Raw genomic sequence first — 24,561 nt, forward strand, 5'->3', positions numbered from 1 at the left:
AATTTATCCTTCTTTCATAAAAGATTCACAAATAGGGCCTGATAAGCGATCCCTATTTGCATTATTTAATATTATTTATATACTCCATTAGAGTTTACATAATACCCATTAATATAAGTATCATATGCCATACTTCCATCACTATTTAAGTAATACCATTTTCTATCAGTATCTTTAAGCCAGCCTATAGTCATAGCCCCGCTAGCTCCAAGATGATACCACTTATTGTCACTATCTTTAAACCAGCCTATAGTCATAGCTCCACTAGTTCCAAGATGATACCACTTATTGTTACTATCTTTAAACCAGCCTATAGTCATAGCTCCACTAGCTCCAAGATGATACCACTTATTGTTACTATCTTTAAACCAACCTGTAGTCATAGCTCCACTAGTTCCAAGGTGATACCACTTATTGTTACTATCTTTAAACCAACCTGTAGTCATAGCTCCACTAGTTCCAAGATGATACCATCTATTGTTACTATCTTTAAACCAACCTGTCTTTTTTTCTCCAGAGTTAACGTCTAAATAATACCATTTTCCATTATTCTCATCTTTAATCCATCCAGTCTCTTTTTCTGAATTATCATTTTTATCTATAACCTCTTCATTATTTGAGTTACTTGATGAACCACCGCCGCTACTTGAGCCTCCTGATGAATTACCGCCACCGCTTGAACCTCCTGATGAACCTGAATTAGAATTATTTGCTTCTTTTAATCCATTTATTGCATTTAACAAATTATTATATGCTGTATCTATTTCTTCTTGTGATTTTTTATCTTTATCTAATATATCTTTAGCCGAATCTAAAGCACTTGTGAATAATTTCCAAGTTATATTTGTATACTTTCCTTGTACCTTATTTTTATGTTGTTCATATAAACTTCTTAAATTAGTTTCATCTATTTTGTACTTTTCTCCATGCACTTCAAATTCATAAATTGAATAACCATATTCAGTAATAGGTTGTACTCCCTGCATTTTAATATATCTTGCACTTATAGGCTTAAGGAATGATATGCTTTCTGATCCTCCAGTAGTATTCTTATTAAAAATATCGATTACAGAATCTGTTATATTTACATAGTTCGGAGTATTTTTAAAGTAAGCATTCGTCCAATTTACTCCATCATTTGAAATTTGTATCTTATATTTTGTAGCATATGCAGACTCCCATAATAAATTTATTTCTGATATAGTATAAGCAGTACCTAAATCAACAGAAATATATTCATCACTCTCCCAATTAGATGCCCATCTAGTATTTGCATCACCATCAAAAGCTAATGCTGCATTACCTGAGCTTGCCTTTGCTGGTTTTCCAAGTGCTATATTATCTGCTAATCTTGGTTTTATAGTAATTGTTGAAGTTGAAATATCTGAACTTTCCATTCCTTCTTTATAAGCAATTGCTTTGATTGTAGTTGTAGAATCAACAGTAAATGGGCCTGTATATATTGTCCCAACTTTCTCTGTTGGCTTACGGCCATCTGTTGTATATCTTATTTGAGCTCCTTCAACAGCACAATCAATACTTATACTTTGTTCAGATGAAAATACACCTCCTGATGGCTTAATAGCTGGGTCGCCTACTTTATTGCAATAAAAATCTATAGCTGATCTCATATGGCTTGAATTTACTGCTCCGCCAGTATTATTAACCACGTGAGTAGCTCCACCATAAGCATTTAAGAATACAGAACATGCATGTTTTACTTTGACATTCGGAGTATTTGGTATTTCAACTGAACTGTTTACAACTACATCTGCATCTGTAAAGTAAGTATATAAGCCAGCTCCATAAAGCTCATGATTTTTAACTGTATCTCCTACTTTATATGAAGCATAACCGTTTACAGTTCCATCATTACTCATCCATGCCTCTTGATTTGGAACATCATAAGGGAATTCTGTTTGATAAAAATATACTTTACCATTTTCACCATTCCATAATGTCTGATATTCATTAAAATGCTCTACAAACAAACCGTAAATTGTGACATCGTTTCCATTAACGACAAGTCCATTATCGCATCTGTTAAGTTCCCAGCCTACTCCATCACCATGATCAGCACGCCATACCCAGAAATGATCACCTATAACATCATCACTATTTATTACTATACATGATTTAGCTCTTGCACCTTCTTTGCCATCACCACCAACTCTAAAGAATAAGTCAGCTAAAAGGATTGGATTTTCTGAGTGATCTTTGTGTGATCCTTCTTCTCCTACTTTTAATAGATAAGGAGATTCCCCTTGTGCCGCATTAAACAATAATCCTGAAATATTTACTCCATCTACATCATCTACTACAATAGCTGCATTTCTATTATTTGGATTTAATGTTGCTAGACCAATTCCTAATATAATAGTATCTGGTCTTGTAATATGAAGCTCTTTATTTAGATAATATATACCTGGTGTAAATAAAATATTTTTCCCTTCATTAAGTGCTTCATTTAATGTATCTGCTGTATCTTTTTCCGGTTTTGCTATATAAAAAGTATCAGTTACAGATAATGATTCGCCTTTACCTAAACCATTTTCCCAAGATACTCCTTGCACATTCTTTCTTACATCTGGTACAAATACTTTATATTTACCATCATCATCAATATAAAGGAATGGCTTTTCTCTTATTATTGGTGTTTTATCAACAACAGTATATGCTGCTTTACCAGATACATACTTGTCGTCATCCACTTTTGGTGTGCCTTGATCTCCTACAAATACCATGTTCCAATTTGAACCATTCCAAGAATCCATATCAACATTTCTAGTGAAAAACTGTTGTTGTGACGCAGATCCAATCTTACCATCTACCTTTGAATCTGCAATAAATCCACCACTAGCCCAAGCAAGGTCATAATCGTTTTCATACGGATCCCACAATGATACGTTTCCTTTAATATGAGTACGTCTCATTGGCGCCGCTTGCGATACTGCCCAAGTTAAATCTCCTTCTTCGCTTGTTACGTTATTAGATTTATATTTAGGTGTAACTGATATATTTTCTACTGTCCTCCAGAAATTTTGAGTAGCATTTCCTGGCTGTTCTGGGAACCAGTCTGCTTCACAACGTACTGCACCTGTTATATCTACATCATCAGGAGTTTTTCCAAGACCCATTACAGAAGTATAAAAACCAACATTAACATTTGTGTTATATTTACCTGGTTTAAATAGAAGAGCGTATCTTCCAGTACCAAATTGTTCTGTTTCCATCTCATTAAACACTTCGTCAACAGTATTTTGAATTTCCTCTTTTGGCATTGAAGGATCAAAGATCTTTACTTTATCTCCTAAATCTAAATCTTCAACAATTGTTATTGAAGTATAATCCAAGACTTCCGATTCATCATTATTTTCATCTATTGATTTTAATTTATAATAGTATTTTTTTATATCTAATTCATCGGTATCAGTGTATTCTGTACCTGTTATAGGCTCTTTATTTATTTTTTCAAAACCACTATCCGCATTACTTGAACGATAAATATTATATCCCTTAGCACTATCTTCAGCATACCATTTTAACTTTACCGATTCACTTTTTCCTGATATTGATTTAAATCCAGACTCACGCCCATATACTTCAAAATCGAATATAGAATATCCATAAGTAGTAACTCTCTTTGTTCCGTACATTCTTATATATCGGCCAGTTACAGTTTCATCACAATCAAGTTCTCTTGTCTCTCCTCCCTTTCCATCTGTAACTTCCGCTACATTTTCCCATTTATTTCCATCCTTTGATAGTTGAATGTTATAAACTTCTGCTCCTGCACCTTCCCATTTTAACTTTACTTTTTTTATTTTAAAATTTCCTCCAAGATCAATGCAAATCCATTGTGGATCTTTAGTCTCAGATTCCCATCTACTCCCACCATTACCATCTACAGCTAAAGCAGCACTATTTTGTCCTGATGATGATGTTGCAGGTTTTCCCATCGCTATGTCCTCAAATTGACCATTCTCTTGAATCTCTAACACATCAATGTTCACAGCTTCATCAGTAGTATTATCAACTTCCTCTGGTATAATTACATCTACTGCTTCGTCAGTAGTCTCATCATTAAAATCCATTAAATTATTTTTAACTTCTAATTCGGTATTATTTTTTTTATCAAATTCTTTAGCCTTAGTTACAATAGAACTCTCAGCTAACAAACTGCCTAAAATACTGGTTGCTAAAATCAGAGTCAGTATTTTTTTATTTCTTTTTTTCATTTTTTTCTCCCCCTAATTGTTTGGATATTGTAAAGTTTCTTATTACTACACTTTTATATTTTCATAATCTTCTGATAAAATTCTAAAAAAAAAGAGACTCCTCTTTGTATAATAATTAAAAATTTTGATTATTAGCAAGAAGAAGTCTCATGTTTTTTAAGTTAATATTGCTGTTATTATATAAATTTTTTTTAATTTTATCTAGTAATATAAATCTATCATTTTTGAGATTTATGTGATATTTTTTCTAAGCTTGCACATTATTTTGTGCAGCTAATTCATTTTCATAATTCATTTTATCTACCTTCTTAAAGAATGGAAGATAAGTAAAGAATGAAATTGATAATACAACTATTTGCAATAATGCACCTCTAACTCCATTTACCAAGAATCCTGAGATTATTGGAGGGCAAGTCCATGGTACCATTACTCCTCCAAATGGTGGTACTAAACCGGTTGCTATTGCAAAATATGTTATAAGGCCTGAAAGCATTGGTGTAAGAATAAATGGTATTGCCATAAATGGATTCATTACAATTGGTGTACCAAATGTAAGTGGTTCATTAATGTTAAATGCAGCTGGTAGTGAAGCAAGCCTTCCAAGTTGCTTACATTGTGCTGATTTTGCTAAGAATAGCATACAAACTACTAATCCAATAGTCATACCTGCTCCAGTAACTGTCATGTATTGATCTAAGAATTGTTGAGTTACTATGTGAGCACCATTTGCTATAGTTAATTCTCTTCCACTATCTATAATTGCTTGATTTTCTAATGTATTAGCTGTTAATATACTTCCCATTATACCACCAACTATTGTTGAACCATGAACTCCAAACCACCATAAGAATGGTATAAGGAATCCCATTGCTATCACTCCACCTAAAGAATCTGTCAATCCTTGCACTGGTGTTTGTATAACCTTATATATTACATCTACAAAAGTTGTATGGAATCCCCAATTAAATACTGCATATACAATGGTTGATCCAATTATAATTACTGCTGCTGGTATTAATGATGAAAATGAGTTTGCAACTCCTTCTGGCACTCCAGCTGGCATCTTAATTCTAATATCTTTTTTCATAAACCAAGAATAAACTGCACCTACAATCAATCCAATAATAATTGCAGTAACCATTCCTTTACCGCCTAACCACGTTTTAGGAATAACATCTCCTACTTTAGTTCCATCTTCAGTAACTACGAAACCTTCAATTGTTATTAAAAATGATACAAATCCAATAACCCCTGCTGATAAAGGCTCATAGCCTTCATTTTTAGCATAAGTATATGCAATTCCTACAACTGCAATCAATGCTATTATATTGAATGATGAACCATATGCTTGTAGTAAAGGATCGGTCCACCCTTCGCCTAATGTATTAGCTAGCCATACATTTAATGTTTCAGATGGTAATGATGATAATAGTAAAAATACTGAGCCAATAAGAGTTAATGGAAGAGTATATAATAAACCATCTTTTAATGCAACTACTCCTTTGAGATTTACAAATTTCATAACAGCTGGTAATACGTTTTCATTTAATTTATCACTAAATGCCATAATCTTTTCCCCCTAAATTTATATTATAGTATATAATATAATTGATAATAATTCCGAAATTATTACTAATTCAATTTAATAGATAAATGTATTTTTTGAATCTGCCAATTCTGATATAAACATATTTATCTATTATTTTATTAAATTTAATGCAAAATCTAGTACTTTTTCTCCATTCATCATTCCATAGTCTACCATTGGAATAACTTCAACTGGAATATTTTTAGGTTCACATATTTGCTTTGCCTTTGACAAAGTATATCCTACTTGTGGGCCAAGTAGTGCCACGTTTACACCATTTAAGTGTTGGTCCATTTGTCCTTCTGGAAATGCTGCGATATCAGCTTCAATTCCTCTTTTACTAGCGGCATCTTTCATTTTATTTACTAGTAGGCTTGTTGACATTCCTGCTGCGCAAAATAATCTAATAGTTACCATTTTAATCTCTCCTTTTCTTTTAAATTAATTTATTAAATCTATATTATTATTTATTGTGATATAATAAATTTCTAGATTAACAATTTATACTCTTTCTTAACTCTATAATTTCTTGAATTAAGTTTTTCTCTGACATCGTTGTCATTAAGTGGTCTTGAGCATGTACAAATAATACTGAAAACTCTACTTTTTCTCCACTTGCTTCTTTTTGAATCATAGCTGTTTGATAATCATGTGCTCTTGCTATAGCATCTTCAGCTAATTCCATTTCTTTTTCTGCTTCTTCATATTTTTTTTCCTTAGCTTTTTTTAACGCCTCATATGCATGGTTCTTGCAATCTCCAGCATTAACTATGATATTCATGATCTGCATTTCTAACTCTTCCATTTTATCCACCTCATTTATATCGTTATCATTAATTCATTGGTATGAATTTATTATATTCCTAATATTAACTTTTGTAAATATAAATTTTGTAATTTTTTTATTTATTATATATTTAGTCAAAAAAATCCATAGCTATATTCATGCACACTACTTTAATAGCCGCCTTAAAATATAGTTATGGATTTATCAAATTCTATAATATTAAAATATCTTATATTCTATTTTATTTTTACACTTAGCTATAAGCATTTTAAATATATCAAATGATTGTCCATCTTCATCTGACATTATTTCTAGATGCCATTGTGCTGCAATAACATGTAATTTATTCATGATAGCATACAACCGGGGTCCCTGGCTCTATATTATTAAAAATTTTATTTGCCAAATCATATGGAGCATTTATGCACCCATGAGAACCATTGGTTGTATAAATATCCCCGCCAAAATTATATCTCCAGCTTGCATCATGTATTCCTATGCCTCCATTAAACGGCATCCAAAAATTAACTGGTGAAGCATATCCCTGCCCTTTTAATACTGTGTCCTTCTGCTTATAAACTAAGGAATATATCCCTGCTGGAGTTGCACAATCATTATTCACATTTCCTGATACAATATCACCTTCTGTTATTAATCTTCCGGCTTTATAAAACCATAAATGCTGTCTAGACAAATCTATTTCTACATAGGTGTTTCCTATATCATTTTTTCCAGTAGATGCTGCCTTTTGCAAATACTCTGGCTCTTTTGATATGTTTTTTCCATTTTTTATTGCCTCAATTAATAGTACACCTTCAAAATCTTCATCTATTTTATTTCCATAGCTTCCTCCTGCAACTTTAATCTTGTTTCCTAATGAAGTTGTAAATTCTCTTTCTTTACCTACTGTATTATATTTATTAGCAAGTGTTTTAATATACTCTTTTACATTTTTATCATCAATATATACTTCGTATTTATCATCAATCCTTAGCCAATTACGAATTTGCTCTTTATTTAAAATTTCTTTATCATTGCCAAATGAATAAGTTACTTCTGCACATAAATATTTGTTTAAAGTATCCTTAGCTTGTAATACTTCTTTAGATTTTGATGTATATTCTGGTTTTGTATAACAATCTAGTTTTTCTATATTTATTTCTTGTTCTACTTTTTCAACGGCTTCAGTAATCTTTTCCTCTAATACATTCTTATCGATTATATTTCCATATATCTCATCAGCAATAATATACTCTCCATTATTATAATTAATTTTAGCATTCTCGTTTTCTCTAACATCTTTATTTCTTGATTCTATTATTTTATCTACTGATTTTTTTAATAACTCTTTATCTAAAGTAACCATACTATTTATTTCATAGCTGTTATGTTTCAACATTCCAGTAATACACCAAAATGGATTTTCTTTATCCTTTATTTTTTCTATTTGATTTCCCAGATCATATTTTAATCCAATGCTATTTCCTGTTATATATTGAGTTTTTTGATCTTCTTCATTTATATTCACGCAATAATTATCTAACTTGTATGAAATAATGTCTTTTGCATCCTCAACACTTTTTCCAAACATATTAATTCCATCAATTGTTGTATTATAAAAATGAGTTCTAAAAAATATTGTTATTCCTATATATATTATAAAAACAATACAAATTAAAGTAATAATAGCCCCATTCTTTTTTATTATTTTTTTCTTTTTATTTTCTCCCAAAATTTTTGCCCCCCATAAAATAGAATAAAAACTGCAAGATTGACACCTTCACAGTTTTATACTCTATACTATGATTGATATATAAAATTAATACTAATTTTTATTAATTAACTGCTTTTATATTTTATACATATTTTAATTAAACTTCTAAACTTTTCATTACTCATATGGTAAAATTATATATATACTTTTAAATTTATACATTTTATAATATATCGAATTAGGAGAATTTTAATGGAAGAAAAAAGATTTGCTATTTTAATAGATGCAGATAATATTTCTGCAAAATATATAAAAAATATATTAGATGAAACATCTAATTATGGTACAGTCACTTACAAAAGAATATATGCTGATTGGACACAACCCACTAGCAACTCATGGAAAAATATTTTATTAGAAAATTCAATTATTCCTATTCAACAATATAGTTATACAACTGGGAAGAATTCTACTGACTCAGCTTTGATAATAGATGCTATGGATATACTTTATTCAAATACAGTTGAAGGATTTTCCATTGTATCTAGTGATAGCGATTTTACACGTCTTGCTATGAGACTTCGCGAATCTGGTATGATGGTTATTGGTATGGGAGAGCAAAAAACACCCAAACCATTTGTTTCATCATGCAATCAGTTTAAATTTTTAGACATTATTTCTGAAGAAGATGATAATAATTCTTCTATATCTGAATCTCAATCAGAATCAAATTCTGATAACACTCAAAGTCCATCTTTTAAAGATAAAAGTCTAACAAATATTGAAACAATAAAGAAAGAAATCATAAACATAATTAGTGATATTCAAGATAGTGAATCTGGTGTAAATATAGGAGAAGTAGGACAAAGATTGATAAAAAGATACCCCGATTTTGATGTTAGAAATTATGGATATAGTAAATTATCTCGTTTCTTAGCTGAAATAGAATCTTTAACTGTTAATCAAACTCTTGTGACACTAAAAATTGAAGATAATAATACTGATGCTCACACTCTAAAAATATCTAATGATATAAAAGATATGATTATTAAAATGATTAGCGAAAATAATAATAAAGTAAGAATGAGTTTAGTTCATCAGAAAATTTTAGAAAAATATCCAAATTATATAAAGAAGTATGGGTATAATAAAGCTGTTAACTTTTTTAAGTCACTTGATTTTTTAAATGTAAAACAAACCAATACTTCCTTATTCCTTACAATGCGAAAATAATTTATATAAAATGAAAAATTTATAAAATTAATAAAGAATCCTCTAAAATTATTGTTCAATTTTAGAGGATTCTTTGTAATATTTTTAAATTTTAATTTTATGCTTAGTAATTTTTTATTATATATGTTTAGTAATGTACTGTATTTCTAGTATGCTTTTTTATTTATATTAGTTAGAGAATGTTTGAGTCCCCATATACTTACCATTTCCTTTAAGTACGCCTATACCAACTTTTGTATAGTTAGGGTTCATCATATTTTGTCTATGCCCTGATGAATTCCACCATTGATTAAATAACTCAACTGGATCATAACTATTATATGCAATATTCTCTGCTGTCGCAGTATACTTATAGCCTAAAGTCTTAAGCCAATTAGTCCAGTTTGTTCCATCTGGATTTGTGTGACTAAAGTAATTATATTGAATCATATGATTACTTTTATATCTTGCAACATCTAATAATGTATTGTCCATAGTTAATGGTTTTAATCCAGCAGCTACTCTCTTTTCATTCATTAATTCAAGTATCTTTTGTTCCGCACTACTTTGAATTGTTGTTGAATAATTTGTAGGTAATGTAGGTAAACCACTTACATTTACTGACCCATTATCGTTTTGATTGTTGTCTGGAGTTGTTGATCCATTATTACCGTTTGATCCAGCATTATTGTCTGGAGTTTCTGTTGTTCCATTATCTCCATTTGATCCTCCATCATTATCTGGAGTTTCTGTCGTTCCATTATCTTCGTTTGACCCTCCATTATTATCTGGAGTTTCTGTTGTTCCATTATCTCCGTTTGATCCTCCATTATTATCTGGAGTTTCTGTTGTTCCGTTATCTTCGTTTGATCCTCCATTGTTATCTGGAGTTTCTGTTGTTCCATTATCTCCGTTTGATCCTCCATTGTTATCTGGAGTTTCTGTTGTTCCATTATCTCCGTTTGATCCTCCATTGTTATCTGGAGTTTCTGTTGTTCCATTATCTCCGTTTGATATTAAATTTCCGTTGCAATCAAATTCTTTTGAAGCATTTGGAATTTTATTTCCTACCGCTTGCCCATTCTTAGCAAATCTATATGTTGTTCCATTTATTCTAACTCTACCTGTTTGCATTACGCCTGATTTATTAAAGTAATATGTTTTTCCATCAATTTTTATTACGCCAGTTTGGATTACACCTTTACTATCTGCAAAATACCATTTGCCTCTACTTTTTATCCATCCAGTCTTAACTTTACCATTTTCCTTATAGCACAGCCTGCCATTATTTTTAGCAAATCCATTTGTGCTACTTACCTCATTAGTAGTTTGAGTAATCTCATTTCCTTGTGAAGTTGAAATATTTCCTTGTGCAGATACTCCTAATGGGTTTGATGCTATTATTGTAGCTGCAATCGCTACCCCACTTATACTTTTTAAAATAAAAGATCTCTTCATTAGTTTTTCTCCTTTTCTTTTTTATTTGGTTAATCATAACAATTATCTTTTCTTATCTTTTATAAGATTCTTTATCATTTATTCAAATTATTACAAGCAACCTTTGCACTTATGGTAACATACATTTCGTCATTTCGATTTTGTTCGACATTTGTTCTCATGCTATAAGATAAAGATATTTTAATATAACTCAAAAATACTATAAAAAACATGCATTTTACTATATGATATCCCTCTATATCCCATATAGTAAGGGCTACCCCCTATTATTTTTTTCTAAATCTATATATGCTTATATACTTTTTTAATAATTTTCAGATCTTAAAAATTGCTAAGCTAATCACACTCTTCTTTGTTACAATTCAGCTTTTAATTCATATAATAGGAATTGGAAATTAATAAATATGGAGTAAGTATGTATAAAAAAGGCGATTTTCATATTCATTCAACTTATTCTGATGGAAAATGTACACCTACTCAAATAATAGATATAGCTAAAAGACATGGTGTTGATATAATTTCAATAACAGATCATAATTGTACAAATGGAATATCAGAAAGCATAAAACATGGTAAAGAGATTGGGATAAAGGTTATACCTGGTGTTGAAGTATCTACTAGATATAATAGAACACGCGTACACATTTTGGGATACTTCAATGGTGAAATCTTCAATGACAGAACATTAATAAAATGCTTAAAATGCATAAAAAATCACAACATCTCAGAATTTAACAAAATATTAAAAAAGGAATTCTCAATTGCTTATAGAAGTGAAAACATCTGTGTTGAAAAAGGAATTGAATTACTTAGAGCTTTTGGTGCTACAGTAATTTTAGCTCATCCTGTTTTACTACCACGAAATCAATTTGAAGAGATAATCAAATTAGGTTTTGATGGATTAGAGGCAAAATATTTTAGTAATACAGAAAGAGAGACTGAATTTTTTATAAATTATGCCAATGAAAATAATATGATTTATACTGCCGGATCTGATTTTCATAGAAATAATGAATTATATAGAGCTCATGGTCTTATTGGTGATGCTTATTTAGATGAAAAAGAAATTCAGATTTTTCTTAATCATCTAGAAAAAAACGCTATTTAACTAACATTCTCATAGATTCACTGTAATCTAATTTCCTGAATAACAAAAAATATTGATGATTATGCCTAATTAAAAATCCTTAATTTGGTATAATCATCAATATTCTCTTAATACTTTTCTATTATTTTCAATATCTCATCGCCATATGCTTCTACCTTTTTACTTCCCACGCCTCTTATTTCCAATAATTCTTCTTTATCTTTAGGTATATTATTAACAATTTCAATTAAACTTGAATCAGAAAAAATAATATACGGTCTAATTCTTTCTTTATATGCTTTTTCTTTTCGCCATTTTTTAAGGTCTTCAAATAATTCTTTATTAAGAATAGTTTCTTCTTTATCCAAAATTTTAAATACTACATTTTCCTGACTTTTAAGTACTTTATACGAACGTGCATTTAATTTAAGCATGGAATAAGTTCCTTCTTTTAAATCTACATATCCTTCATTTAGAAGACTTTTAATTAAATCTTTTATAAAAGAATTTCCATATTCCTTCATTATTCCATATGTAGTTACTTTATCTAAATTATTTTGAATTATTTTAGGTCCTTTAAATCCCTTTAAAATATCAACTAAAACCGATATTCCATATTTTTCTCTCGTTCTAAATACAGTTGATAAAATCATTTGACTTTCTTTTGTAAAATCTTTGAGTTCATCATCATTTAAACAATTGCTGCAGTTATTACAATAACTTACTATTCTTTTATTCCCAAAGTAATTTAATATGTATTTTCTAAAACATTCATGATAATTACAGTAATCTATCATAGATTGAAACTTTTTAAGTTGAATAGATAATCTACTCAAAGCTGAACTTTTATTTATTATATACTCTATTCTACTTAAATCACTTTCGCTGTAGAAAAGATAACAATCACATTGCTCTCCATCTCTCCCACCTCTACCAATTTCCTGATAATAGCTTTCTATATTTTGTGGAATGGTGAAATGAACTATGAATCTTATATTTGATTTATCAATCCCCATTCCAAATGCAGTTGTAGCAATTATTATATTGTATCTTTCGTACAAAAATCCTTCTTGATACTCTTCCTTTTCTTCATCACTAAGTCCGCCATGATATTTACCCACGCTATACCCTAGTTCTTTTAAATAATAATATAAACTATCAACTTCTTTTCTCGCAGCACAATAAACTATACCTGATTGTTCATCATGAGCTCTTATAATATCTTTCACTTCTTCAAGCTTATCAATCTCTTTAAATACAGAAATATTTAAATTTTCCCTATTAATATCACCTATGTACATATAAGGGTTATTTAATCCTAGAAGCTTAATTGAATCCATCCTTACTTCATCTGTTGCAGTTGCAGTAAATGCTGAAATTACTGGTTTTGTTTTCAATATCTTATAGAATTCAGAAATTTGTAAATAACTTTTTCTAAAATCATGTCCCCATTGTGATACGCAATGGGCTTCATCTATAGCAATCTGGCATATATCCAGGTCTTTTACCATATCTTTAAATATTTTAGATTCTAATCTTTCTGGGGCCACATAAATAATTTTGTATCCCCCAAGGCTTGCTTCTATTAATATATTTTTAATATTTTCCATTGTTTGAGTACTATTTATATATGCACTTTTTACTCCAAGCTCAGTTAAATTATCAACTTGATCTTTCATTAAAGATATTAATGGAGAAATTACAATTGTTATTCCGCTAAGTATAATTGCTGGTATCTGATAACAAACTGATTTTCCTGCTCCAGTTGGCATAAGACAGAATGTATCTTCTTTGTTTAATATACTGTTTATTATTTCAAACTGTCCACGTCTTAAAGTGCTATATCCATAATACTTCTTTAAAACATAAAATATCTTTTCTTTATTATCCACACCATTCTCCTCCCTAATAATATTAATTATCTAATTTATGTAAACAGAAAGTGGCACCATTTTAACTGTTATGCCACTTAATAATAATACTATAATAATTTCCAATAATAAATAAATTATAAATATTTTATGTTATTTTTAGAATTCTCCAGTATAAAAATATTTTTTATTTAGCCTATTTAATAATTTAAATATTCTTTCTCCTAAAAATAGCATTATAAAATAATTTCCTGTTCCGTGTACAATATCATATGGAATTCCTGAAATCCAATATCCAATCCCCGAATTTATTCCAGTAAATATAAATACAGGAATAGCATATAATGCACCAAATATTAATCCAAAAATCCCCGAATAAATTGATAATAATAAATATCTCTCTTTAATTTTATTTCTTATTAAATATGTAATCATACTCAATGATGGCCATATTATTAAGTAACCAAACCACCATGTTCCAAATCCATATATAAGTCCCATCATCATTACAAAAATCACTACTATATACATCGATTTCTTCTCATAAATTAAAGAATATAATATTATCAATAAGCTTACAGTTTCAACATTTGGAATAAAACTTAACGATACCTGAGATATAGTTAAAATTGCAGCTAATACTCCAAATAAGATTAATTCTTTTACAGAACACTTCATTGCTTTACCATCCTGTTGTTAATATAAATTCTACCGTGTCACCATCATTTATCATTACATCATCAATACCTGTTGAAGAACTTTCACCATTAACAACTAAATTCCACCATTCTTGTTTTGATTCATCTGCTTTTCTTCCATTAACTTCAGTTACAAATCTTCCATATGAACCATTTTCAGATTCTATAAGTTTTCTCTTATCTAAATCTTCTCCAAGTGATTTTTCTTTTGTTGTAACATCAAATTCTTCACTAAAAGTTTTATCAGAATCTGTAACAATTATTTTATATTCTTTAATTCCATCTACTGCTTTACTATTTATATAAAATTTATATCCTGCAAAACCAAATACAGCTATAAGTAAGACAATAATTGAAACTATAAATTTCTTATTTTTTAAAATTGTATTTTTCATCTTCTCCTCCTTGATATTTTAATACCTTAAGTATATACCATATGTCTCATTTCTAAAACATATGATTTTAAATATATAAATATCTAATATTTATAACAATTATTAAGCATCTCATGCAAATCAATTTCCTGTTTAGTACATTCCTATTATAATAATACTAAAATATAATATATAAGAAGGACTTCCTTTGAAAATTTTTAATTATATGCGCTTACAAAAATATATAAAATGTATTATACCTTTAATAATATTTTTTTATTTAATGTAACGTTACCACTTCTAATTGCATCTTACACAATAATTAGCATTATTAATATTTGTAAAATAAATTCTTATAATTGTAACAATATTTCAAATAGTTTATTTACTCTAAAATCTTCTAACAATAATAGATATCTTATTCTTTTAATGTGGTTCTTTTTTGGGGAGATTGTTTTAGAAAATGATCTTTACACAAAGGATTTACCTAACGGTTCATTTACTTTTATTTGTAATTTTTTCCTTTTATGATAAGACACTCTCTCCCGAAATGATATTATTTTATATAGTTGTATGTATTGCTATTTTTCTTGAAATTTATGTATATAAAAATAATAAACCTTTAATATATGAGGATGGCTTATTTAAAAATTTATATTTTTTAAATTTTTAACTTGGTTAATTAACTATTCCTTAATTTAAAAATGTATTTATGCATAGCAACATAATACCGATACTCTGAATTTAGATGAAACAAAGAAATAAAGCTCTTATGTTGGCGGTGTCTTGCATTCGAAAATGAAGCTTTAGAATTCTTCATGTAGACTTGTTCCACAATTGTTTGTCTAAGGTATATTAAAGGAAACATCTTCATCGGTAGATGAAGATGGGCTATACTGCTAAGTTCGTACCTCACTAAGCATTATATGCCTTGGAGCAAACATTTGTGGATACAAGTCTACATGTTTGAATTCTTAGCTTCATTTTTGTAGCAAGCGAGCCACACATAAGAGCTTTATTTCGGTTATTTCACTCTAAACTTTGTACGTCCCTTATTTATTCTATGCATTATTAGATTTCCAAAATTAATTTTATTTTTTAATTTTATTAAATTCATCCTTAATTTCTTTAGCAGCCTTCTTTATATCTTTTTGTGCTATTATTGCTGAAATTATAGCAACTCCATCAATATTTATGTCTTTAAAATCTTTTATTCTTTCTTTATTAACTCCGCCAATAACAACCATTGGAAGTTTAACATTATCACTTATTTTTCTGACTTCCTCCATTGTTACTGCTGTTGCATCTTTTTTACTTCCTGTGACATAAACCGCCCCTACTCCTATATAGTCTGCTCCATCTTTTTCAGCTGTTAATGCTTCTTCAAGATTTCCTGCCGATACTCCAATTATTTTATCATTTCCTAATATATTTCTTACAATAGTCAATGGTAAATCACTTTGACCAACATGTACCCCGGCTGCATCAACTGCTTGTGCAATATCAAGTCTATCATTTATTAATAATGGTATATTATATTTATCAGTTATTTTTTTCACATTAACTGCTGTACTATAAAAATCAAGTGATGAACATTCTTTTTCTCTAAGCTGAATTAATGTACAGCCTCCCTTAATAGCTTCTTCAACTGCTTCTTCTAAAGTTTCCGTACTCATTAAGTCTCTATCTGTTACAAGATATACACTATAATCAATATAAGGCTTCATAAAATAAATTCCTCCTATAATAATAACAACTTCAATTAAATGATCAAAACTATATTAAGCTTATCAAAAATATAAATAAAGCTTGGCTCACATATGTTAGCAGATGAAACTATAATATAAAACCAAATATTTTGGTTTTTAACTTAAGAATATATATTCTTATATTCTTAAAAATTTGCTTATTTATTGAAGCTTCAGCTTATATCAATATTATTTTTAAACTCTATAAAAAAGTTATTTTTCCTCTATCCTTAATTATCTCTGCTGTAATATTACTTATTGCATCCATTATCCCAACATGAAAACTTCCGAGACCAATATTTTTATTTTTTTCTTCTGAAATTTCTCCACTTATACTCATAGATAATACAGCTCCTACTGCTGCTATAAAATAATCATTCCCACTACCTGCATAAGCTCCACAAAGTGCACTTGTCATGCATCCTGTTCCTGTGACACTTGCAAGCATTTTGCTTCCATTTGATAAAATTACACTTCTTTCACTATCTGAAACAACATCTTCTACACCTGTAATTGCAACTGTACAATTTAGTTTTTGTGCTAGATTTTTTGCTACATTAACTTTATCTTCATTAGTCATATTCATATCACTTTCAGATGCATCAACACCTTTAGTAACTGAACTTATTCCACTTATGAATTTAATTTCAGATATATTTCCTCTTATAATATCCATCTTAACTTCTCTTAAAAGTCTTTGAGCTACACTATTCCTGTATGGTGCAACACCTGCACCTACCGGATCATATATTACTGGAATACCACATTTATTAGCTTTTTTACCTGCAATAATCATAGCTTCAACCATATCATCATTTATTATTCCCATATTTAAAACTACAGCAGATGAAATAGATGCTATTGCTTCAACTTCTTTTGAAAAATCAGCCATTGTTGGTGATCCGCCAATAGCAAGTATTATATTTGCACAGTCAGTTGCTGTAACATAATTAGTTATACTATGTACTAATGGCTTCTTTTTCTTAATATTTTCTAATAAATTTCCTACTTTATTTAAAATTTCACTGCTCATTTAAACCCCTCCTTTTGACAGCTGACACCTGTAACCTTTACGCCTTAACTGTCAGCTCTCAACTACTTACTCTCTTTTTGTAATAATTCAACTTTTTCTCCATTTAAAATTCTGTTTGTAGTTCTTACTGCGCACATTTTTCCGCACATAGAACAACTGTGTTGATCCTCTGGTGGAATGCTTTCAAAGTATTCTCTAGCCTTATTACCATCAAGTGCAACCTTAAACATAGCTTCCCAATCTAATTTTTGACGTGCATCTGCCATTGCATTATCTCTATCTCTTGCTCCTTTAACACCATTTGCTATATCAGCTGCATGGGCTGCAATCTTTGATGCTATAATTCCTTCTTTAACATCATTAATATCTGGTAATCTTAAATGTTCTGCTGGTGTAACATAGCAAAGGAAGTTTGCTCCATTGGTTGCTGCAATAGCTCCACCAATCGCTGATGTTATATGATCATATCCTGGTGCAATATCTGTTACTAATGGTCCAAGTACATAAAATGGTGCTCCATGGCATAGTCTTTTTTCTATTTGCATATTAGCTGCTATTTCATTCATTGCCATATGTCCCGGTCCTTCAATCATAACTTGTACATCTTTTTCCCATGCTCTTTTAGTCAATAAGCCAAGTTCCATTAATTCTGAAATTTGACCTGCATCAGTTGAATCATCAATACATCCTGGTCTCATAGCATCCCCAAGACTAATAGTTACATCATGCTCTCTAAGAATTTCTAATAATTCATCATAATGTTCATAAAATGGATTTTCATTTCCTGTCATCTCCATCCATGCAAATAGAAGAGAACCTCCTCTAGATACTATATTCATCTTTCTTTTATCTTCTTTAAATACAGAAATAGTTCTTTTATTTATTCCAGCATGAATAGTAACAAAATCAACACCTTGTTCTGCATGTTTTCTTACTACTTCAAGAAAATCCTCTGCTTTAATATCTAAAAGATCTTTTTCTAAATATCCAATTGCATCATACATAGGAACTGTTCCTATCATAGCTGGAGAATATTCTATTAGTTTTTCTCTAAATTCTTGTGTCTTACCATAATTACTTAAATCCATTATAGCTTCTGCACCATATTCAATAGCTAATTTAACTTTTTCCATTTCTCTGCAATAATCTACTGAGTCACCTGAAATACCTAAGTTCACATTTATCTTAGTTCTTAATCCATCGCCAACACCTTCTGGATTTAGTGATTTATGATTAACATTAGCCGGTATTACAACTTTTCCTTCTGCTATAAGTTGTCTTAATTTTTCTGCTTCTATTTGTTCCTTATCTGCTACGATTTCCATTTGTTTTGTAATTATACCTTTTTTAGCTGCTTCCATTTGTGTTTTATAACTCATCTTAATTTTCCTCCTAAATATTTCCCTAGAGAATTCTAAGGGAATTTTTAAACAAATTTAGACTTAACCCAATTTTTTTATTACCCCTGATCTACCTCAGGGGTACAACTAATTAATAATATTTATAAAAATGGTGAGTTGGGCCAACGCCTTTGCCAAGCTCAAAACCATTTTTGATAGCTCCCGTAATATAATTTTTAGCTTCACCTACTGCATCTTTTATATTCATTTTCTTAGCTATATTAGCAGCAATTGCTGATGATAATGTACATCCTGTCCCATGTGTATGAGTTGTATTTATTCTTTCTTGTGGAAATAATACAAATTCATTACCATCATATAATAAGTCTGTTGCATCATCTTCTAAGTGACCACCTTTAACTAATACTGCCTTTGGCCCTAATTCAATTAATTTTTTAGCAGCATCCTTCATTTGCTCTAAATTCTTTATTTCAACGCCTAAAATCTCTTCCGCTTCTGGAAGATTAGGTGTTATTAATGTTGCTAGTGGAAATAATTCTTTTACTAATGTTTCTTTTGCATCTGGTGATAATAAATTAAATCCACTTTTTGAAATCATAACTGGATCTAACACAATATCACATAAATCTTCAACTTTGTTTAATGCATTTGCTATAGCCTTTATAGATTCAATTTTAGATACCATTCCAATTTTTACTGCATCTACTCTTATATCTTCAAAAATTACGTCTATTTGTTTTTCTATCATTTGCGGTTCTATATCTTGTATCCCAAATACGCCCATTGTATTTTGAGCAGTTATAGCAGTTATAACACTCATTCCATATACACCATTTGCAGAAAATGATTTTAAATCTGCTTGTATTCCTGCTCCCCCACAACTGTCTGAACCTGCAATTGTTAATGCTCTATACATACCTTCACATCCTTTGTTTTAGATATAATACTTAATATTTAGTTAGTTTTAGCTTCTAAATTATGCGAGCTTCTATTTATTAATGTATGTTCTATAACAGGAATCTTTAGAAATACATATGCAATTATTGCACCTGCACTGCAGCTAAGCATAAATGGTGCTACAAACATTATTACTGCTCCTTCTTTTCCTAAAAATGCTGCTGCTAGTGGATACGCAAGTAATGCTCCTAATATTCCTGTACCTACTACTTCTCCAATTACAGCAACAAGTATTCTCTTAAATTTTTTATAAAGAATACCTGAAAATAATGCACCTACCATACTACCTGGGAATGCTAACAGACTGCCTGTCCCTAATATATTTCGTATAAGTGATGCTACAAACGCATTACACATCGCATATATTGGTCCAAGAGTTACTGCTCCAACTACATTAACAAAATGTTGTACTGGCGATATTTTTGCTGCTCCTATTGGTATTGAGAATGTTCCGAATATAACAGCCATACCAATAAGTACACCACTTAGTGCAATTTTTTGTGCTTTACTCTTTTCGTTCATTTTTCAGCCTCCTTATCTTTTAATTTTAGGAAACTATACAAAAACTACGTAAAAAAAAATGTAACCCAAAGGGTTACATTATAAATATACACGCAATTATTTTGTACTTCCCTCCGTTGGCATTAACCAAATCAGGTTATAAGAGTCTAGGAAATCAATCTTTCCAATCTCAGCCGATGTATCAGCTCCCCTAGTTATAAATTATTTAATTTTATCCACAAATTAAACATTATACCAATATTATAAAATAGTCAAGATATTTTACATTCTTTACTCATTATTTTTTCCAAATACTTTTTCTTTAAGCCTAAGTCCTTCCTTTGTTGCAGCTACTCCTCCCATTGCAGTTTCTCTAAGTGCTGATGGTAAACTTTTTCCTACTTTATACATTGCTTCAACAGCATCATCAAAAGGTATTTTAGCTTCAACCCCTGCCATCACCATATCTGCTGTACAAAGAGCAGTAATAGCACCTTGTGCATTTCTTTTTGCACATGGTATTTCTACTAAACCTGCTACTGGATCGCATACTAAACCTAATACATTTTGAAGTATTATTGACCCAGCATCTAAACTCATTTTAGGAGTTCCACCCATTAATTCAACTACTGCTGCTGCTCCCATTGCAGAGGCTGATCCGCACTCTGCCTGGCATCCTCCTTCTGCACCGGAAAGGGTTGCATTCATTCCAATAATCATTCCAACAGCTGAAGCTGCAAGAAGTCCATTTATCATTTCATCCTCTGACAATTCCAACACTTCACCTGCTGCTAAAATAACTGCTGGTAATATTCCACATGATCCTGCTGTTGGACATGCAACTATTTTCCCCATGGAAGCATTTACTTCTGATGATGCAAGGGCCATTGCCATAGCTATATTAGTAGCTCTTCCTGTTAAAGTCTTCTTATTTTTAGCGTAATTATTTAATCTATGTCCATCTCCGCCAATAAGGCCACTAAGTGAGTAAACTTCTTTTTCAGTTCCTGCTTTTGCTGCATCCTTCATTACTTTTAAGTTTTTTCTCATCTTTTCTATTACTTTCTCTCTTGTTGATCCCTTCTCTTCAACTTCACATCTTATAGCATACTCGCTTAAAGAAATATTATGTTTATCACATAATTCTAATAACTCTTCTCCTGTTCTTGCAAGCATATTACCTGTTCCACCTTTCTTCTTACGCTATTGTTTAATACTATATCTCAAATTATATGCATTCCAAAGCAATTTATTATTCTTCTTGTACTGGGCTAATTGCAATAACTTTAAATACAAATTCTAATTTTTTTATTTTATCTATAACATCCTCATTTATCCTATTATCCATTTCAAAAATCATAGTTGCTTCTTCGCCTTTTCTATCTCTAAAAACTTTCATAAATGCTATGTTTATATTTTCACTTGAAAGAATCTGAGTAACTGAATTAATGACCCCCGGTACATCTTTATGAGATATAATCAATGTTTCATATATTCCTGTAAATTCTACTTCATTATCATTTACCTCACATATTTTAATATTTCCACCACCAATAGAAGATCCCATCACTTCACAATAGTTATCATCTACAGTTCTCATTATAAACTTAACTGTATTAGGATGAACATCACCTAAATCTGCTTCTTTAAATAGGAATTTCACTCCTAATTCTTTTGCTATTTCCATAGAATCTCTAAGCCTTTCATCATAAGGTTCCATCCCAAGTATTCCTGCTACCAAAGCTTTATCTGTTCCATGACCTCTATATGTTTTTGCAAAAGAACCATGTAGTAAAAATGTTACTTCTGCTATTTCTCCTCCAGCTATACTTCTTGCTATTTTCCCAAGTCTAGCTGCTCCTGCTGTATGTGAACTAGATGGACCTATCATTACTGGTCCAAGTATATCAAATATTCCTATACCTTTCATAATCGAATTTCTCCTTATTTACTTTTAACGATTGTAATGTTTCTCAAAATTTATTAAAACATATTATATTTAAAGTATCTACATTATATAATTATTTTGTCATTTTTATAAGAATATAAGCATAGTTTATTTAAATATTTAAATTTTATAACTCAAAAAATTTAAATATATATGTTGCAATTACTTTTCTACATTTTGTAGGCTGGTATTTACTTAGACTGTAAACATCTTAAATGAAATTTTATTATTGTAATATATATATTTTTCTAACTTATTAAATAATACATTAATATTATTAATTTACCCGAAATAAGGATAGCAATTAGAATGCTATCCTTATAAATGATTAATTATTTAAATATTTCTTTATAAACAATTTATTATCTACATAGTTTTTTAAATTCATCAGCTACAAATTGAACTTGCGTACCTACTATAACTTGTAGGCTTGTCTTACCTGGTCTCATAACGCCTGATACACCTGCTGATTTAATTAATTTTTCATCTACGCGTGATTGATCTTTAATTTCTAAACGTAATCTTGTTACACAATTATCAATTGAAGTTATATTTTCTTTTCCTCCAACACCTTTTAATATGATAGATGCAACTTCTGTATAATTATTATTAGCAAGTACTGCATTCATTTCTTCAGCATCATCATCTTCTCTGCCCGGAGTCTTTAAATTAAATTTTGTAATAGCAAAACGGAATACAACGTAGTAAATAACTGCAAAAACTAAGCCTATTGGTATAATATAAAGTGGATTTTCAGCCATTGGGGCTTTAAAACTTAAGAACCAGTCTACAAAACCTGCACTAAAGTTAAATCCGCATCTTACTGGCAATAATGTACATACCACTGCTGAAATTCCTGATAATATTGCATGAACTAAGTATAATCCTGGTGCTAAGAACATAAATGAGAATTCTAAAGGTTCTGTTACCCCTGTGAAAAATGCTGATATTGACGCTGCTAATAATAATCCATAAACTGCTTTCTTCTTGTTATCTTTAGCAGTATGATACATTGCAAGAGCTCCTGCTGGTAAACCAAACATCATTACTGGGAAGAATCCTGTCATATACATACCAGTCACGCCTTGTGTACCAGTTCCTGCCCAGAAGTTTCCTATATTATTGATTCCTGCAACGTCGAACCAGAATACTGAATTAAGTGCATGATGAAGACCTGTTGGAATTAAAAGCCTATTGAAGAATGTATAAATACCTGAACCAATTGCTCCTGTAGATACGATTGCTTCCCCAAAACTTACTAATCCTCCATAAACTATTGGCCATACAAAGAATAATATCAAAGATGCAACAATTGATCCTGCTGCTGTTACTATAGCAACACATCTTTTTCCACTAAAGAATGCTAAAGCATCTGGTAATTTAGTGCCTTTAAATTTATTATAACAACTTGAACCTATAATACCTGATAAAATACCTGTAAATTGTGTTGCTATCTTTCCAAATGCTGCTGGTACTTCTGCAACATCTACACCTTTAAACATTGCTACAACGGCTGGTGATAATAAAGTAGTAATCATAAGCCATGAAACAAGTCCTGCAAGTCCTGCTGTACCATCGTTGTCATCAGACATGCCGACACCAACACCAATTGCAAATAATATACCCATGTTGTCGATTAATGAGCCTCCAGCTTTTATTAGGAATGCTGCAATTATATTGTTTGCCCCCCAGCCAGATGGATCAATCCAATAACCAATTCCCATTAATATACTTGCAACTGGCAAGCAAGCTACAGGTAACATTAATGATTTCCCTAGTTTTTGTAAGTACTTCATCATATTGAAGTCCCTCCTTATTAAATATTTATTACAAGAGTACTAGACTCTCATATACATTTTTATTTTTGAACACAAAAAAGCTGAAAAGAATAGATCAAGATATAATCCTATCCTTTTCAGCTGATGCTCGAATCTAATCGGTTACACGCTATTTATTAAAAACGTATTCTGTTTATGTTTACATGTT

The 24,561-nt window shown here is 30.2% G+C and carries 20 protein-coding genes and 1 riboswitch; of the genes, 2 read left to right on the forward strand and 18 right to left on the reverse strand.

Features of this window, described 5'->3' with window-relative positions; translation table 11 throughout:
- Positions 1 to 71: 71 nt before the first annotated feature.
- The 6 genes from CNEONATNEC86_RS17850 to CNEONATNEC86_RS17870 form a co-directional block, all read right to left on the reverse strand.
- Positions 72 to 4,238, reverse strand: a complete 4,167-nt coding sequence (locus CNEONATNEC86_RS17850; protein ID WP_159136514.1) for a discoidin domain-containing protein — start codon at positions 4,236 to 4,238, stop codon at positions 72 to 74.
- Positions 4,239 to 4,485: 247 nt separating this feature from the next.
- Entirely contained in the window at positions 4,486 to 5,805 is a 1,320-nt protein-coding gene (locus CNEONATNEC86_RS17855) for a PTS sugar transporter subunit IIC (protein ID WP_097919247.1), read from the reverse strand.
- Positions 5,806 to 5,937: 132 nt separating this feature from the next.
- Positions 5,938 to 6,243: a PTS sugar transporter subunit IIB gene (locus CNEONATNEC86_RS17860; RefSeq protein WP_058296507.1), complete on the reverse strand. Its 306-nt coding sequence runs from the start codon at positions 6,241 to 6,243 to the stop codon at positions 5,938 to 5,940.
- Between the two features lie 76 nt (positions 6,244 to 6,319).
- Positions 6,320 to 6,631 (reverse strand): PTS lactose/cellobiose transporter subunit IIA, encoded by a 312-nt coding sequence (locus tag CNEONATNEC86_RS17865; RefSeq protein WP_058296508.1) that lies wholly within the window; start codon positions 6,629 to 6,631, stop codon positions 6,320 to 6,322.
- Positions 6,632 to 6,832: 201 nt separating this feature from the next.
- Positions 6,833 to 6,964 carry a hypothetical protein gene (locus CNEONATNEC86_RS21865; RefSeq protein WP_268259302.1) on the reverse strand — a complete coding sequence of 44 codons (132 nt, stop codon included), beginning with the start codon at positions 6,962 to 6,964 and terminating at the stop codon, positions 6,833 to 6,835.
- Complete coding sequence (locus CNEONATNEC86_RS17870; RefSeq protein ID WP_159136515.1) at positions 6,957 to 8,345, reverse strand: L,D-transpeptidase family protein; 1,389 nt, start codon at positions 8,343 to 8,345, stop codon at positions 6,957 to 6,959. The genes CNEONATNEC86_RS21865 and CNEONATNEC86_RS17870 overlap by 8 nt, the downstream gene beginning before the upstream one ends.
- Positions 8,346 to 8,579: 234 nt before the next feature.
- Here CNEONATNEC86_RS17870 and CNEONATNEC86_RS17875 point away from each other — a divergent pair, with 234 nt between their 5' ends.
- Positions 8,580 to 9,560 carry an NYN domain-containing protein gene (locus CNEONATNEC86_RS17875; RefSeq protein ID WP_058296510.1) on the forward strand — a complete coding sequence of 327 codons (981 nt, stop codon included), beginning with the start codon at positions 8,580 to 8,582 and terminating at the stop codon, positions 9,558 to 9,560.
- Between the two features lie 168 nt (positions 9,561 to 9,728).
- On the opposite strand, the gene CNEONATNEC86_RS17880 is transcribed toward CNEONATNEC86_RS17875, so the two are convergent.
- Positions 9,729 to 10,997 carry a CAP domain-containing protein gene (locus CNEONATNEC86_RS17880; protein WP_159136516.1) on the reverse strand — a complete coding sequence of 423 codons (1,269 nt, stop codon included), beginning with the start codon at positions 10,995 to 10,997 and terminating at the stop codon, positions 9,729 to 9,731.
- Between the two features lie 415 nt (positions 10,998 to 11,412).
- Between CNEONATNEC86_RS17880 and CNEONATNEC86_RS17885 the strand changes: the two genes are divergently transcribed.
- Positions 11,413 to 12,105 carry a PHP domain-containing protein gene (locus CNEONATNEC86_RS17885; protein ID WP_058296511.1) on the forward strand — a complete coding sequence of 231 codons (693 nt, stop codon included), beginning with the start codon at positions 11,413 to 11,415 and terminating at the stop codon, positions 12,103 to 12,105.
- Positions 12,106 to 12,212: 107 nt separating this feature from the next.
- On the opposite strand, the gene recQ is transcribed toward CNEONATNEC86_RS17885, so the two are convergent.
- The 11 genes from recQ to nagE form a co-directional block, all read right to left on the reverse strand.
- The gene (recQ, locus tag CNEONATNEC86_RS17890; RefSeq protein ID WP_125147529.1) at positions 12,213 to 13,976 is read right to left on the reverse strand and encodes a DNA helicase RecQ; all 1,764 of its coding nucleotides are present in this window, start codon (positions 13,974 to 13,976) and stop codon (positions 12,213 to 12,215) included.
- 138 nt (positions 13,977 to 14,114) lie between these two features.
- The gene (locus tag CNEONATNEC86_RS17895) at positions 14,115 to 14,633 is read right to left on the reverse strand and encodes a hypothetical protein (protein ID WP_058296513.1); all 519 of its coding nucleotides are present in this window, start codon (positions 14,631 to 14,633) and stop codon (positions 14,115 to 14,117) included.
- Positions 14,634 to 14,637: 4 nt separating this feature from the next.
- The gene (locus CNEONATNEC86_RS17900) at positions 14,638 to 15,048 is read right to left on the reverse strand and encodes a DUF4430 domain-containing protein (protein WP_058296514.1); all 411 of its coding nucleotides are present in this window, start codon (positions 15,046 to 15,048) and stop codon (positions 14,638 to 14,640) included.
- A 1,070-nt stretch (positions 15,049 to 16,118) separates the two neighbouring features.
- On the reverse strand, positions 16,119 to 16,754 hold the full coding sequence (gene thiE / locus CNEONATNEC86_RS17905; RefSeq protein WP_159136517.1) for a thiamine phosphate synthase: 636 nt from the start codon (positions 16,752 to 16,754) through the stop codon (positions 16,119 to 16,121).
- Between the two features lie 223 nt (positions 16,755 to 16,977).
- Positions 16,978 to 17,808 carry a hydroxyethylthiazole kinase gene (gene thiM, locus CNEONATNEC86_RS17910; RefSeq protein ID WP_125147531.1) on the reverse strand — a complete coding sequence of 277 codons (831 nt, stop codon included), beginning with the start codon at positions 17,806 to 17,808 and terminating at the stop codon, positions 16,978 to 16,980.
- Positions 17,809 to 17,870: 62 nt separating this feature from the next.
- Positions 17,871 to 19,187, reverse strand: coding sequence for a phosphomethylpyrimidine synthase ThiC (gene thiC, locus CNEONATNEC86_RS17915; RefSeq protein WP_125147532.1), 1,317 nt, complete (start codon positions 19,185 to 19,187; stop codon positions 17,871 to 17,873).
- A 112-nt stretch (positions 19,188 to 19,299) separates the two neighbouring features.
- Positions 19,300 to 20,085: a bifunctional hydroxymethylpyrimidine kinase/phosphomethylpyrimidine kinase gene (thiD, locus tag CNEONATNEC86_RS17920; protein ID WP_058296518.1), complete on the reverse strand. Its 786-nt coding sequence runs from the start codon at positions 20,083 to 20,085 to the stop codon at positions 19,300 to 19,302.
- Positions 20,086 to 20,123: 38 nt separating this feature from the next.
- Positions 20,124 to 20,648 carry an energy coupling factor transporter S component ThiW gene (thiW, locus tag CNEONATNEC86_RS17925; RefSeq protein ID WP_159136518.1) on the reverse strand — a complete coding sequence of 175 codons (525 nt, stop codon included), beginning with the start codon at positions 20,646 to 20,648 and terminating at the stop codon, positions 20,124 to 20,126.
- A 91-nt stretch (positions 20,649 to 20,739) separates the two neighbouring features.
- Positions 20,740 to 20,850, reverse strand: a riboswitch (TPP riboswitch).
- 68 nt (positions 20,851 to 20,918) lie between these two features.
- On the reverse strand, positions 20,919 to 21,803 hold the full coding sequence (gene sdaAA / locus CNEONATNEC86_RS17930) for an L-serine ammonia-lyase, iron-sulfur-dependent, subunit alpha (RefSeq protein WP_125147533.1): 885 nt from the start codon (positions 21,801 to 21,803) through the stop codon (positions 20,919 to 20,921).
- Positions 21,804 to 21,879: 76 nt separating this feature from the next.
- Positions 21,880 to 22,557 carry an L-serine ammonia-lyase, iron-sulfur-dependent subunit beta gene (gene sdaAB / locus CNEONATNEC86_RS17935; protein WP_125147534.1) on the reverse strand — a complete coding sequence of 226 codons (678 nt, stop codon included), beginning with the start codon at positions 22,555 to 22,557 and terminating at the stop codon, positions 21,880 to 21,882.
- Between the two features lie 380 nt (positions 22,558 to 22,937).
- Positions 22,938 to 24,374, reverse strand: coding sequence for an N-acetylglucosamine-specific PTS transporter subunit IIBC (nagE, locus tag CNEONATNEC86_RS17940; protein ID WP_159136519.1), 1,437 nt, complete (start codon positions 24,372 to 24,374; stop codon positions 22,938 to 22,940).
- Between the last annotated feature and the right edge of the window lie 187 nt (positions 24,375 to 24,561).

This window comes from Clostridium neonatale (assembly GCF_900465025.1).
Lineage (GTDB): Bacteria > Bacillota > Clostridia > Clostridiales > Clostridiaceae > Clostridium > Clostridium neonatale.

What these genes read in the sequence shown, in the direction of transcription:
- CNEONATNEC86_RS17850 (WP_159136514.1), bottom strand. Translation starts at nt 4,238, where the DNA reads ATGAAAAAAAGAAATAAAAAAATACTGACTCTGATTTTAGCAACCAGT.
- CNEONATNEC86_RS17855 (WP_097919247.1), bottom strand. Translation starts at nt 5,805, where the DNA reads ATGGCATTTAGTGATAAATTAAATGAAAACGTATTACCAGCTGTTATG.
- CNEONATNEC86_RS17860 (WP_058296507.1), bottom strand. Translation starts at nt 6,243, where the DNA reads ATGGTAACTATTAGATTATTTTGCGCAGCAGGAATGTCAACAAGCCTA.
- CNEONATNEC86_RS17865 (WP_058296508.1), bottom strand. Translation starts at nt 6,631, where the DNA reads ATGGAAGAGTTAGAAATGCAGATCATGAATATCATAGTTAATGCTGGA.
- CNEONATNEC86_RS21865 (WP_268259302.1), bottom strand. Translation starts at nt 6,964, where the DNA reads ATGAATAAATTACATGTTATTGCAGCACAATGGCATCTAGAAATAATG.
- CNEONATNEC86_RS17875 (WP_058296510.1), top strand. Translation starts at nt 8,580, where the DNA reads ATGGAAGAAAAAAGATTTGCTATTTTAATAGATGCAGATAATATTTCT.
- CNEONATNEC86_RS17880 (WP_159136516.1), bottom strand. Translation starts at nt 10,997, where the DNA reads ATGAAGAGATCTTTTATTTTAAAAAGTATAAGTGGGGTAGCGATTGCA.
- CNEONATNEC86_RS17885 (WP_058296511.1), top strand. Translation starts at nt 11,413, where the DNA reads ATGTATAAAAAAGGCGATTTTCATATTCATTCAACTTATTCTGATGGA.
- CNEONATNEC86_RS17895 (WP_058296513.1), bottom strand. Translation starts at nt 14,633, where the DNA reads ATGAAGTGTTCTGTAAAAGAATTAATCTTATTTGGAGTATTAGCTGCA.
- CNEONATNEC86_RS17900 (WP_058296514.1), bottom strand. Translation starts at nt 15,048, where the DNA reads ATGAAAAATACAATTTTAAAAAATAAGAAATTTATAGTTTCAATTATT.
- thiE (WP_159136517.1), bottom strand. Translation starts at nt 16,754, where the DNA reads ATGAAGCCTTATATTGATTATAGTGTATATCTTGTAACAGATAGAGAC.
- thiM (WP_125147531.1), bottom strand. Translation starts at nt 17,808, where the DNA reads ATGAGCAGTGAAATTTTAAATAAAGTAGGAAATTTATTAGAAAATATT.
- thiC (WP_125147532.1), bottom strand. Translation starts at nt 19,187, where the DNA reads ATGAGTTATAAAACACAAATGGAAGCAGCTAAAAAAGGTATAATTACA.
- thiD (WP_058296518.1), bottom strand. Translation starts at nt 20,085, where the DNA reads ATGTATAGAGCATTAACAATTGCAGGTTCAGACAGTTGTGGGGGAGCA.
- thiW (WP_159136518.1), bottom strand. Translation starts at nt 20,648, where the DNA reads ATGAACGAAAAGAGTAAAGCACAAAAAATTGCACTAAGTGGTGTACTT.
- sdaAA (WP_125147533.1), bottom strand. Translation starts at nt 21,803, where the DNA reads ATGCTTGCAAGAACAGGAGAAGAGTTATTAGAATTATGTGATAAACAT.
- sdaAB (WP_125147534.1), bottom strand. Translation starts at nt 22,557, where the DNA reads ATGAAAGGTATAGGAATATTTGATATACTTGGACCAGTAATGATAGGT.
- nagE (WP_159136519.1), bottom strand. Translation starts at nt 24,374, where the DNA reads ATGATGAAGTACTTACAAAAACTAGGGAAATCATTAATGTTACCTGTA.